Source organism: Rhizobium sp. KDH_Rht_773_N, from assembly GCF_052946295.1.
The window spans coordinates 3,142,600-3,155,426 of record NZ_CM129525.1 but is presented as its reverse complement, the minus strand read 5'-3'; the positions used below and the strand labels follow the sequence as shown (position 1 = coordinate 3,155,426).

Here is a 12,827-nt window from a genome sequence, read left to right as displayed (position 1 = left end):
TCTTGGAAGCTCGGGAATGCAAAGAAAAGCCCCGGCAAAGCGATAGTCACAGGAAATCCCGGCGGCGAAATCGCCAAAAGCCTTGAAATCCAAGCTCTCCCAAAAAATGCCGGGCGTCGCAATCGCATAGTCCGGAACGCCGCAAACGCGCCGAGATCGCTTGTAAAACTGGTCTATTGATGGTTGGCTTGGGAACGTAAGACTGGGAGTCTAAAATGAAAACAACAAGCGCATTCAAACTCATCACCGCAACTGCAGTCGCTGCCCTCTCCGCTGCGACCGCCGCCTTCTCCGCAGATCCGGAAAGCTGCTCCACCGTCCATCTGTCGGACATCGGCTGGACGGACGTTACGTCCACCACGGCGACCGCAGCCCTGCTTCTCAAGAAGCTCGGCTATGAGACCGACATCAAGGTTCTCTCCCTGCCGGTCACCTATACGTCGATGAAGAACAAGGACATCGACGTCTTTCTCGGCAACTGGATGCAGTCCCAGAAGGCCGATATCCAGCCCTATCTCGACGACAAGTCGGTCGAGTCCTACGGCCCGAACCTTGTCGGCGCCAAGTACACGCTGGCGACAAACGCCAAGGGCGCCGAACTCGGCATCAAGGACTTCAAGGATATCGCCGCCCACAAGGACGAACTCGACGGCAAGATCTACGGCATCGAGCCCGGCAATGACGGCAACCGCCATGTCATCGACATGATCGACAAGAACACCTTCGGCATGAAGGACATGGAACTCGTCGAATCCTCCGAGCAGGGCATGCTGGCCCAGGTCGCCCGCGCCGAGAAGGAAGGCAAGCCGGTCGTCTTCCTCGGCTGGGAACCGCACCCGATGAACACCAACTTCAAGATGACCTACCTGTCGGGTGGCGACGACACGTTCGGGCCGAATTTCGGCGGCGCTGAAGTCTATACCAACGTGCGCGCCGGCTATATCGAGGAATGCCCGAACGTCGGGACATTCGTGAAGAACCTCAAGTTCTCCCTGAAGATGGAGAACGAGATCATGAACAAGATCCTGAACGACGGCGAGGATCCGGAAAAGGCAGCGGGCGAATGGCTGAAGGCCAATCCGTCCACGGTCGAGCCCTGGCTTGCCGGCGTCAAGACGCGCGACGGCAGCGGCGACGGCCTCGCAGCCGTCAAGTCCGGCCTCGGCCTCTGATGAAATGAACGGGGCGGACCTGCCGCCCCATTTTCGTTTTCATCCCGATCTTCGTTCTCAAAAGACAGGCGCGCCTCGTGAATTGGATCACTGACGCTAAAATTCCCATTGGTCCCTGGGCCAAGTCCTTTGTCGACTGGCTGACGACGAACGGCGAATGGTTCTTCAACCAGCTTGCCTCCCTGCTGTCGCATGTCGTCGACGGTCTGCTTCTTGTGCTGCAGACGCCCAATCCGCTGATCGTTATCCTCGCCATCACCCTCCTTGCATGGTGGCTGCGCCGATCAATCGCGGTCGCGATCTTCACCTGTCTTGGGCTGCTGCTCATCATGAACCAGGGCTATTGGAAGGAGACGACGGAAACGCTGGCGCTCGTGCTCGCCTCGACCTTCGTCAGCATGGTAATCGGCATTCCGCTCGGCATCGCGGCCGCCCGCCGCGCCTGGGTCTATGCCGCGATGCGGCCGGTTCTGGACCTCATGCAGACCATCCCGACCTTCGTCTATCTCATTCCGGCTCTTATCCTTTTCGGCCTCGGCATGGTGCCGGGCCTGATCGCCACCGTCATTTTCGCGATCCCCGCCCCGATCCGCCTTACCCGCCTCGGCATCATCTCGACGCCTCCCTCCCTCGTCGAGGCCGCCGTCGCCTTCGGCGCAACCCCGGTGCAGGTCCTGCGCAAGGTGGAACTGCCTTTCGCCACGCCGCAGATCATGGCCGGCCTGACACAGACCATCATGCTCTCCCTCTCGATGGTCGTCATCGCAGCCCTCGTCGGCGCTGACGGTCTCGGCGTGCCGGTCGTGCGCGCGCTCAATACCGTCAACGTCGCCAAAGGCTTCGAGGCCGGTCTCTGCATCGTCATCCTGGCGATCATTCTGGACCGCATGTTCCGCACCGCAGGCGAAGGAGACGGCGCATGACCGCGGTCAGTTTCAAGGATGTCAGCATCATCTTCGGCGACCGGCCGGAAACCGCGCTTGCCATGGTCGATCAGGGCCGCACGCGCGACGAGATCAGCGCCGAGACCGGCCTCGTTCTCGGCGTCGCCAATGCCTCGCTGACGATCCAGGAAGGCGAAATCCTCGTCTTGATGGGCCTTTCCGGCTCCGGCAAGTCGACGCTCCTGCGCGCCGTCAACGGGCTTGCGCCCGTCGTGCGCGGCGACGTCGCCGTTTCGACGGCAACGGGGCCGGTAAACCCCTACAAATGCAATGCCAAGGCGCTGCGCGACCTGCGCACGCATACGGTCTCCATGGTGTTCCAGCAGTTCGCCCTGCTGCCATGGCGCACCGTTGCCGAAAATGTCGGTTTCGGCCTCGAGCTCGCCGGCATGAAGGATGCGGAACGCAAGAACCGCGTCGGCGAACAACTCGAACTCGTCAACCTGACGAAATGGGCCGACCGCAAGGTCAACGAGCTCTCCGGCGGCATGCAGCAGCGCGTGGGCCTTGCCCGCGCCTTCGCCACCGGCGCGCCGATCCTTTTGATGGACGAGCCGTTCTCGGCACTTGATCCGCTGATCCGCACACGCCTGCAGGACGAGCTCCTGGAATTTCAGCGGCGGCTGAAGAAGACCATCCTCTTCGTCAGCCACGATCTCGACGAGGCCTTCCGCATTGGCAACCGCATCGCCATCATGGAGGGCGGGCACATCATCCAGTGCGGAACGCCGCAGGAAATCGTCAAGAACCCTGCCGATCAGTATGTCGCCGATTTCGTGCAGAACATGAACCCGATCAACATGCTGATGGCCTCCGACATCATGCAGCCCGGACTTGGCGATGCGGCAATCGGCATGTCGGTCAGCGCCACCGCGCGCCCGACGACGCCGCTCGTCGATGTCCTCGATGCGCTGTCGAGGCAGCCCGGCAGTATCGGCGTGGTCGATAACGGCCAGATCGTCGGCACCATCTCGGCACAGGATGTCGTCACCGGCCTCACGCGGCACAGGCGGAAGGAATGAAGCATGTCGCGCAAAGTGTGCAGCGGTTTGCGGCCACGGCATGCGTGAAACCGAGATCTGAAGCGTGGCAAGCGGATCTTGGAGACCGCGACACGCTTTAGACTTGATCCGCTCACTCCGCTTTGCAACATGGCGGTATGAAAGAACCGTCCTCAACACTGCGCGAAACCGACGACGAAGCCCGCAAGCTGGCCCGCACCCTCCTGCGCTCCGCCCGCTACGCGGCCCTCGCCGTTCTCGATCCTGAAACCGGCTTTCCCTTCGCAAGCCGGGTTCTCCTCGGCACCGATATTGACGGCGTGCCGGTCATTCTCGTTTCCGCGCTCTCGGCCCACACGAAAGCGCTCGCCGCCGACCCCAGGGCCTCGCTCCTGACCGGCGAGCCCGGCAAGGGCGATCCGCTCGCCCATGCGCGCCTGACCACGCAATGCCGTGCCGAACAGGTGGAACGGGACACGCCCCTCCATGCGCGCATCCGCAGCCGTTTCCTCAGCCGTCACGCCAAGGCGAAACTCTATATCGATTTCCCGGATTTCCGCTTCTTCCGCCTCGTCCCGCACACGGCCAGCCTCAATGGCGGTTTCGGCCGTGCCTACGTGCTTGATGGCGGCGATCTCATGATTCACTGTGCCGCAAATGACGAGATCGCTGAAAAAGCTGATGCCGCAGTGCAAGATTTAGTAGCGCGCCATCCGGATCTGGTCTCGGCGCTGGCATCCCGGCTAAAGGCGCCCGAAGCAGGCCCCTGGCGCATATCAGGCGTCGATTCCGCAGGTTTTGATATGATTTCAGGTGACTTATTGTTGCGTTGCGAGTTCGACATACCCGCTGAGGATTTAGATCACATTTGTTCAAACATATCTAAAATAGCATACCTGATACCTTAAATTTAGGTATATACAATCTTCAAGCCCAATTGCTAGTTTTCGCCGTCAGTCAAAGAACCGTCTGACGGCCTGTGCCTGTACGGATGATGTACGTTTCGCATTAGGAAGAAAAATATGGAAACCTCTGATTTGGCCGAGCACACCAATGTGGCGGCAGCTTTATTATCGGCCATGGCCAACCCCAAGCGTTTGCTGATCCTCACCAGCCTGGTAAAGGGAGAGGTGCCTGTCGGCGTTCTCGCCACCCAGGTCGGCCTGAGCCAGTCGGCGCTCTCCCAGCATCTGTCGAAATTGCGCGCTCAGAAGCTGGTCAAGACCCGTCGTGACGCACAGACGATCTATTATTCCAGCAACTCCGAACCGGTCATGAAAATCCTTGCAACACTCGAAGAGATTTACGTGGCCCCGAGCCGGAGCAGGTCTGCAGCCTGATGTTAGCGCTGACATGATGTCGGCATAGGCAGCGTTCCAGAGAGATCTTTCCGCGGACGCCGCTTACCCCTTTTCAGCACGTGAAGCATTAGAGACCGGCAATTCCTACGAATTGCCGGTCTTGTTTTTGCGTCAGATGTCGCGCAGGAGCGGGCTCAGTTGCCCACCACCGCATTGTTGCCGCGGCTCAGCACGACAAGCGAAGGACGGGCCGGCACGCCCGGCTTGAAGTCCGGCCAGCTGGTGCCGGCATCGTCCATCGACGTCGCGTCCTCATTGTCGGCCATGCGCAATTCGCCCGGATGCTGGACCGAGAGGAAGACGCTGGAACCGTCCGGGGTGAAGGTCGGCGAGCAGGTTTCCGAGCCGACGGGCGCGATATAGATGAGTTTCGGCAGCGCGCGGCCCGGACCTTCCGTATCCATCACATAGACGGAATCGGCAATGCCTTCCGGCGGCGGGCCGTCGGTCGTCACCCAGAGGCGGCCGGCCGGATCGACGGCAAGGTTGTCGGGATCGGTGAACCAGCCGGCCGCGGTCGTCGCCGGATGGAACATCGCCTGGTCTTCGGGCTTGGCCGGATCGCCGCAGAGAACGAAAACGTCCCATTTGAAACTTTCGGCCGCGTAATCCGGCTTGTCGGGGCCGCCGGGCGTCACCAGTTCCAGCAGGTGCTCGTGCGGGTTCGGCCCGCGCGGATTGGCGACGTTGACCTGTTCCTTCTCGTCGTCGCCCTCCCCCTTCGGCAGGCGATCCTCGTTCTCGGTCATGGCAACATAGAGCTTGCCGGTGCCGAGATGCGGGATGAAGCCTTCCGGGCCGTCCATCGGCGTCGCGCCGACGAGATCGGCGGCAGCGCGCGTGGCCAGAACCACGTCTGCCTGCGTCTTGAAGCCGGCTTCCGCCGTCAGCGGGCCTTCGCCGGCAGTAAGCGGGATCCAGCGCATCGTGCCGTCGCTTTCGAACTTGGCGACCGACAGCGTGCCGTGGTCGAGCAGGTCCTTGTTGGCGGCGCGATCGCTCGGGTTCCACGGATCGCGGGTGACGAAGCGGTAGATATATTCGAAATCGTCGTCATCGCCCATGAAGACCACGACGCGCCCGTCAGGGGCGACGCAACATTGCGCGCCTTCATGCGTCATGCGCCCGAGCGAGGTGCGCTTGACCGGCTTTGCCGTCGGATCGAACGGATCGATTTCGACGACCCAGTCGAAACGCATCCACTCGTTCGGCTCTTCCTCGAACTTGAAACGCGGCTCGACCCGGCTGACGGAATAGATGTCGTTCTCGTCCTCGTCCCAGCCCTGGCGTTCGACCAGTTCCTGGTTCGGCAGCGTCTTGTAGTCGCCGGCAAAAACGTCCATCGCGCCTTCTTCGCCTGAAAGCATCGTGCCCCAGGGCGTGATGCCGCCATTGCAGTTCGAGATCGTGCCGAAGACGACCGTGCCGGTCGGATCGGCTTTGGTCTTCAGCCGGTCGTCGCCGGCAGCCGGGCCGGCAATGCCGATTTCCGTGCTCATGTGGATACGGCGGTTATATTTGCTGTCCCTGACCACCTGCCACTGGTCGCCGTCCTTGCGCACTTCGAAGACGGAGACGCCGACGGCGGCCATGACGGCGCGGATCTGGTCCTCGGTCATCTTCTCGCGGTAGTCGTCCGCCGTCAGACCGGGAAACATCAGGTAGGGCGTCGCATATTCATGGCTGACGACCATCAGGCCGTGATCCGAGCTTTTCTCGCCCCAGGGCAGCGGCAGGAACTGCGTGAAGTCGTTGTTGTAGCCGAACTGGCGCTCGGCCGCCTTGCCGTCGAGCTTGCTGACGTCGAATTCCGGGCTGTCGGCAAAGAGCGCGTCACCCCAGCGCACGAGGATCTGGCGCTCGTAACCTTCCGGCCAGTGGTCGGCGGTGTCGCGCACACGCTTCAGTTCGGGGAAAGTGAGCGTCGATTGGGCGGCCTCCGCCTTCGTTGCTTCGAGCGCCGGCGCAAAAGCGGCCGCCCCCATGGCTGCAATAAAGCCCTTCAGAACGGTGCGGCGGCGAACGCCTTCTTCGAGAATGGTGCCGTAGCTCGGCGCAAATGCGCGCCGCGGATTGGGACGCGGTCTGGTCTTCTGGCGGTCCGTCATGACTACCTCCGGTAAAAACGGTTGAATTTCAAGGAAATGAATGAAATGCCCTCGGCCATTGCGGCCATCGGTTTTTCTAGCAATGCCGGGCGAAGGATTGATGACGCCTGACGTGTCGCAGAACGGCAGCTGGCGGCGTTTCTGCGGCTTGACGCTTTTCCGGGCGCTGATAATTTGACCGGGCAGTAAAAATAATCGGCGCCAAGCCTAAAACGGGAACGGCCACCCCAACGGTCAGGAGAACAGCATGTCCAACCGCCTCAATGCAACGCCAAACGACCTTCGCGCCTTTTGGATGCCCTTTACCGCGAACCGCCAGTTCAAGAAGGAACCGCGCCTCTTCGTGAGCGCGAAGGATATGTATTACCAGACCCATGACGGCCGCCAGGTGCTGGACGGCACGGCTGGCCTCTGGTGCGTGAATGCCGGACACTGCCGCCCGAAGATCACGGAAGCGATCCGCGAACAGGCGGGCGAGCTTGACTACGCCCCCGCCTTCCAGCTCGGCCATCCCAAGGCTTTCGAGCTTGCCAACCGCCTGGTCGATATCGCCCCCGAGGGCCTGGACCACGTGCTTTACACCAATTCCGGTTCTGAATCGGTCGAGACGGCGCTGAAGGTGGCGCTCGCCTATCACCGCGTGAAGGGCAACGGTTCGCGCTTCCGCCTGATCGGCCGCGAACGCGGCTATCATGGTGTCAATTTCGGCGGCATCTCCGTCGGCGGCATCGTCACCAACCGCAAGATGTTCGGCACGCTCCTGACCGGCGTCGATCACATGCCGCACACCCACCTGCCCGGCAAGAACAACTTCACGCGCGGCGAACCCGAGCATGGCGGCGATATCGCCACCGAACTCGAGCGCATCGTTACCCTGCACGACGCCTCCACCGTCGCCGCCGTCATCGTCGAGCCGGTCGCCGGCTCCACCGGCGTGCTCATCCCGCCGAAGGGCTACCTGCAGAAGCTGCGCGAAATCTGCACCAGGCACGGCATCCTGCTGATCTTCGACGAAGTCATCACCGGCTTCGGCCGCCTCGGCGCGCCCTTCGCCGCCCAGTATTACGACGTCAAGCCCGATATCATCACCACCGCCAAGGGGCTGACCAACGGCGTCATCCCGATGGGCGCCGTCTTCGTGACCTCGGAAATCCACGATGCCTTCATGAACGGCCCCGAGCACATGATCGAGTTCTTCCACGGCTATACCTATTCCGGGAACCCGATCGCTTCGGCCGCCGCCATTGCGACGCTCGACACCTACAAGGAAGAAGGCCTGCTGACCCGCGCAGCCGAACTTTCCGACTACTGGGCCGATGCGCTGCATTCGCTGAAGGATTGCCCCAACGTCATCGACATCAGAAACACCGGCCTGATCGGCGCGATCGAACTCGACCCGATCGCCGGCGAGCCGACCAAACGCGCCTTCACGGCCTTCCTCAAGGCTTACGAGAGCGGTCTCCTGATCCGCACCACCGGCGACATCATCGCGCTGTCTCCGCCGCTGATCATCGAGAAGAAGCACATTGACGAGCTCTTCGGCAAACTGCGCACGATCCTGCAGAACAATATCTGAATTCGATCGTTCCAGTTGAGTTCAGGGGCGGGGCTGCGGCCTCGCCCTTTCCTTTGTGCCGGCCTCGATCGCGTTATCGGTCTCCGGCGTCACGGATTTCCTGCAGACAGGGCAAGTCAGCCCAATGGAGATCCCATGCCAGCACCTGCCCTTGGGAAAGGCGCTCGCCGGGCGATAGCGGCATCCGGCCTGCGTTGGATCGAATGCCCGCAGGCCCTGTCCGATCAAAGAGAAACGTTCAGGAAACGGAGGCCACCGACAGGCAGAGCGCAAATTTCTTGACGAGCCGGCGGTCGAAATGCCCCTCATTGGCAAGCATCCAGGTCAGCGCCTCCTTCGCGCTCCAGGGCGCCTTGTAGGGACGCACCGAAGTGATCGCGTCATAGACGTCGCAGATCGCGGCAAGCCGTGCGTGCAGGCTGATCTGGCCATGGGACAGTTTGCGCGGATAGCCCTTGCCGTCGATCCGTTCGTGATGGTTGAGACAGACGTCGAGAACGATCTGCGACATGCCTTCCTGGCGGGACAGGATCGCATGCCCCTTCTCCGGATGGTCGCGGATCAGCTGCATCTCCTCCTCGCTGAGGCGTCCTTCCTTGTTGAGCACCTCAAGCGGAATTTCCAGCTTGCCGACATCGTGCAGCAGGCCCGCCGTGCCGAGCGTCTGCACCAGCTCCTCGTTCAGCCCGAGGTGGCGGCTGAAAAGGATCATCAGGGCGCTGACCGAAAGCGAATGCAGAAACGTGACTTCGTCCTTGGATTTCAGCCGCGTCACGCTCATGAAGACCGCGGGGTGGTCGTCCATCGATTTCGAGACGGAAGAGATCACCGGCTCAACCTGGTCGATAGTGCTGGCATCCCCCTCCCGCAGCCGGCCGAAGACATTCTCGAGCACCTGCACCGACTTCTGGATGGTTTCCCGCGCCGCCTTGACGTCGATCTCGATCCTGCGGGAAGCATCGCTGACATCGAGGCCCTTGGTGGTGTTGATGACCACGCCCGCGTCGGCGCACTCGTTCAGTTTCAACGTATCACTCTCGTGACGGAGTAAGAACCGCCGCCTGGATAGAAAAGGATCGTTCCAGATGCCTTCGATCATCTCGATAAACATGCCGGTTCGTACTTGTCTGGCTTCGATACGCTTCAGCATCCGGATATCTACTCCCGCCAAATCCCAATATCGACAGACTGCATATCTGTTGCACTGCAACAATATATCCAGGAACAATAGTTCTACTATGATTCTTGGAATCAATTATTAATTTGACTTGGACATTTGAAAATCATCGGGAAATCTTGCGCCTGTTCCTCCGCGTGCTGCTTGACGGCCGATGCGATATGCTGCGGAAAGCGGGATGGCTTTCGGCTCTCCGTAAATGTGCGCCTTCATGCGACCGGCAAGAGATGACCGGGCAATATCGAAGCGCCGCGGCGTCACATGCACGGGGCACGCCGCCGACCGAAAATTGCGGGAAATGGACTGAAACAACAAAAAATCGGGCGCAATCTTTCCAAAATTGGCGAAAACCGGCCCGATCTTGTTAAGATCTTGCGGAATCTCACCGAAATTCCTAGAAATCTTGCCATGCGCCGAGCGAGCCAAACATGGCCGCACAGCTCATTGACCACGCGGTTTTTCCTCATCCTTGGCATGGTCCCGGCGGGATCACTGATGACGAAACGATCTGCGTGGCAAGCAACCGGTGGTCGAAACGACCCCATCCAAGGAGACAGAACATGACCTTGAAAACCTTGACGGCGACGCTCATCGCCTCGCTGGCATTCGCGCCGCTTGCGCATGCAGATATCACCATCGGCCTGATCGCGCCGCTGACCGGCCCGGTGGCCGCCTATGGCGACCAGGTAAAGAACGGCGCACAGACCGCCGTCGATGAAATCAACAAGAATGGCGGCATTCTGGGCCAGAAAGTCGTCCTCGAACTCGCCGATGACGCCGGCGAACCCAAGCAGGGCGTTTCGGCCGCAAACAAGGTTGTCGGCGAAGGCATCCGCTTCGTCGTCGGTCCGGTCACGTCCGGCGTCGCCATTCCGGTTTCCGACGTTCTGGCCGAAAACGGCGTTCTGATGGTCACGCCGACCGCCACCGCGCCTGACCTCACCAAGCGCGGCCTGACCAACGTTCTGCGCACCTGCGGCCGCGACGACCAGCAGGCCGAAGTCGCCGCAAAATACGTTCTCGAACATTTCAAGGACAAGCGCGTCGCCATCATCAACGACAAGGGCGCCTACGGTAAGGGCCTTGCCGATGCCTTCAAGGCAACGCTGAACGCCGGTGGCGTCACCGAAGTCATCAACGACTCCATCACCCCCGGCGACAAGGACTTCTCGGCGCTGACGACCCGCATCAAGGCCGAGAATGTCGATCTCATCTATTTCGGCGGTTATCACCCGGAAGGCGGCCTGCTCGCCCGCCAGCTGCATGACCTCTCGGTCAACGCCCAGATCATCGGCGGCGACGGCCTCTCCAACACCGAATTCTGGACGATCGGCACGGATGCGGCAGCCGGCACGCTCTTCACCAACGCCTCCGACGCCACCAAGAGCCCGGATTCCAAGGCGGCTGCCGATGCGCTCGCCGCCAGGAAAATCCCGGCCGAAGCCTTCACGCTCAACGCCTATGCCGCAGTCGAAGTGCTGAAGGCCGGCATCGAGAAGGCCGGCAGCGCCAACGATGCGGAAGCCGTCGCAGCAGCCCTGAAGGGCGGCGAAGAGATCCCCACCGCCATCGGCAAGCTCACCTATGGCGAAACCGGCGACCTCTCCTCGCAGAGCTTCTCGCTCTACAAGTGGGAAGGCGGCAAGATCGTCGCTGCCGAGTAATCGCAACGAACGAGACACGGGACCGGGCGCCATCGGCGCCCGGTTTCGTTTGCGGGCATCAAATCCGCAAACAGATGCGCTATAACTTGCGGAATCGATTGCATCGCGAGGATAGTCATGACCGCCAAGCTCGAACGTCTCATCGATCAGGGTGTGGGCCGCATTCCCGCCGATATCGTCCTGAAAGGCGGGCGCTTCTTCGATCTGGTGACGGGCGATCTCGTGCAGTCGGACATCGCCATCGGCGGCGACCGCATCATTGGCACCTGCGGCACCTATGGCGGCGAGACCGAGATCGATATTTCCGGCAAGATCGTCGTTCCCGGCTTCATCGACACGCATCTGCACATCGAATCCTCGCTCGTCACGCCGCATGAATTCGACCGCTGCGTCCTGCCCTACGGCGTGACGACCGCCATCTGCGATCCCCATGAGATCGCCAACGTGCTCGGCAGGGACGGCATCGAATTCTTCCTCGCTTCGGCGCTGGAAACGATCATGGATATCCGCGTCCAGCTTTCCTCCTGCGTGCCGGCCACGCATCTGGAAACATCCGGCGCCGACCTGCCCGTCGAAAGCCTCCTGCCCTACCGCGATCATCCCAAGGTTATCGGCCTTGCCGAATTCATGAATTTCCCGGGCGTGATCCACAAGGATCCGGTCTGCATGGCAAAGCTCGACGCCTTCCAGGGCGGCCATATAGACGGGCATGCGCCGCTTCTGTCGGGCAACGATCTCAACGGTTATCTGTCGGCCGGCATCCGCACCGAACATGAATGCACGAGTGCTGCCGAAGCGCTGGAGAAAATCCGCAAGGGCATGCATATCCTCGTGCGCGAGGGTTCCGTTTCGAAGGATCTGCACGCGCTGCTGCCGATCGTCACCGAGCGCCTTTCGCCCTATCTGGCGCTCTGCACCGATGACCGCAACCCGCTTGATATCGCCGAGCAGGGCCACCTCGATTACATGATCCGCACGGCAATTGCCGAAGGCGTCGAGCCGCTGGCGATCTATCGCGCCGCCTCCATATCGGCCGCCCGCGCCTTCGGCCTGCGGGACCGCGGCCTCGTGGCCCCAGGCTGGCGGGCCGATCTCGTCGTGATCGACAGTCTCGAAAACTGCCGGGCCGATATGGTCATTTCGGCCGGCCGCCATGTCACCGACGCGCTCTTTGCCACCCGCAAGCCGGTCGCTCCCGTCGGCCTCGACAGCGTCAAGGCGCGGCCGGTCAACGCGGCCCATTTCGGCGTGCCGGTTTCGGAGGGCGAAACGCCCGTCATCGGCGTCATGCCCGGCAAGATCATCACCGAGCACCGCCGCTACCGCCTGCCGGCCAACGGCAACCAGACGGGCATCGATCTTGGCCGCGACATCGTCAAGGTCGCCGTCATCGAGCGCCACGGCAAGAACGGCAACCATGCCAACGGTTTCGTCCAGGGTTTTGGATTGAAGAAGGGCGCGATCGCCTCCACCGTCGGCCATGACAGCCACAATATCTGCGTCGTCGGCGTCAACGAGGATGACATGGCGCTCGCCGCCAACAGGCTCGGCGAGATCAAGGGCGGCTTCGTCGTCGTCGAGGACGGCAAAGTCACCGGCGAGATCGCCCTGCCCGTCGCCGGCCTGATGAGCCTCGAGCCCTACGAAACGGTGCGCGACACGCTGCATCGCCTGCGCAAGGCCGCCTACGCCCTCGGCACGACGCTGGAAGAGCCCTTCCTGCAGGTCGCCTTCCTGCCCCTGCCCGTGATCCCGCATCTGAAGATCTCGGACAAGGGAATGGTCGATGTCGATCGCTTCACGCTGATCGGCTGAACCCGGACG

11 protein-coding genes are annotated in these 12,827 nt (G+C 61.5%); 8 read left to right on the top strand and 3 right to left on the bottom strand.

Annotation, left to right across the window (positions count from 1 at the left end):
• Positions 1–215: 215 nt before the first annotated feature.
• From ACU8HS_RS15565 to ACU8HS_RS15545, 5 genes are all read left to right on the top strand, one after another.
• A complete protein-coding gene (locus tag ACU8HS_RS15565) occupies positions 216–1,172 on the top strand; it encodes a choline ABC transporter substrate-binding protein (RefSeq protein WP_112563315.1) in 957 nt (318 codons plus the stop codon).
• A 77-nt stretch (positions 1,173–1,249) separates the two neighbouring features.
• The gene (choW, locus tag ACU8HS_RS15560) at positions 1,250–2,095 is read left to right on the top strand and encodes a choline ABC transporter permease subunit (RefSeq protein WP_447014666.1); all 846 of its coding nucleotides are present in this window, start codon (positions 1,250–1,252) and stop codon (positions 2,093–2,095) included.
• A complete protein-coding gene (choV, locus tag ACU8HS_RS15555; RefSeq protein ID WP_112703972.1) occupies positions 2,092–3,138 on the top strand; it encodes a choline ABC transporter ATP-binding protein in 1,047 nt (348 codons plus the stop codon). The genes choW and choV overlap by 4 nt, the downstream gene beginning before the upstream one ends.
• A 137-nt stretch (positions 3,139–3,275) precedes the next feature.
• Positions 3,276–4,025 (top strand): HugZ family pyridoxamine 5'-phosphate oxidase, encoded by a 750-nt coding sequence (locus ACU8HS_RS15550; RefSeq protein ID WP_112703973.1) that lies wholly within the window; start codon positions 3,276–3,278, stop codon positions 4,023–4,025.
• A 114-nt stretch (positions 4,026–4,139) separates the two neighbouring features.
• On the top strand, positions 4,140–4,457 hold the full coding sequence (locus tag ACU8HS_RS15545) for an ArsR/SmtB family transcription factor (protein WP_112703974.1): 318 nt from the start codon (positions 4,140–4,142) through the stop codon (positions 4,455–4,457).
• A 155-nt stretch (positions 4,458–4,612) separates the two neighbouring features.
• Here ACU8HS_RS15545 and ACU8HS_RS15540 read toward each other — a convergent pair whose 3' ends face one another.
• Positions 4,613–6,586, bottom strand: coding sequence for a PhoX family protein (locus ACU8HS_RS15540; RefSeq protein WP_447014665.1), 1,974 nt, complete (start codon positions 6,584–6,586; stop codon positions 4,613–4,615).
• 247 nt (positions 6,587–6,833) lie between these two features.
• Between ACU8HS_RS15540 and ACU8HS_RS15535 the strand changes: the two genes are divergently transcribed.
• Entirely contained in the window at positions 6,834–8,162 is a 1,329-nt protein-coding gene (locus ACU8HS_RS15535) for an aspartate aminotransferase family protein (protein WP_112755967.1), read from the top strand.
• A 238-nt stretch (positions 8,163–8,400) separates the two neighbouring features.
• On the opposite strand, the gene ACU8HS_RS15530 is transcribed toward ACU8HS_RS15535, so the two are convergent.
• Positions 8,401–9,312, bottom strand: a complete 912-nt coding sequence (locus tag ACU8HS_RS15530) for an HD-GYP domain-containing protein (protein ID WP_112563330.1) — start codon at positions 9,310–9,312, stop codon at positions 8,401–8,403.
• A gap of 108 nt (positions 9,313–9,420) precedes the next feature.
• A complete protein-coding gene (locus ACU8HS_RS15525) occupies positions 9,421–9,765 on the bottom strand; it encodes a hypothetical protein (protein WP_162706864.1) in 345 nt (114 codons plus the stop codon).
• A gap of 134 nt (positions 9,766–9,899) precedes the next feature.
• Between ACU8HS_RS15525 and ACU8HS_RS15520 the strand changes: the two genes are divergently transcribed.
• Both ACU8HS_RS15520 and ade read left to right on the top strand, forming a co-directional pair.
• A complete protein-coding gene (locus tag ACU8HS_RS15520; RefSeq protein ID WP_447014664.1) occupies positions 9,900–11,003 on the top strand; it encodes a branched-chain amino acid ABC transporter substrate-binding protein in 1,104 nt (367 codons plus the stop codon).
• 117 nt (positions 11,004–11,120) lie between these two features.
• Positions 11,121–12,818, top strand: coding sequence for an adenine deaminase (gene ade / locus ACU8HS_RS15515; protein WP_447014663.1), 1,698 nt, complete (start codon positions 11,121–11,123; stop codon positions 12,816–12,818).
• Positions 12,819–12,827 lie beyond the last annotated feature (9 nt).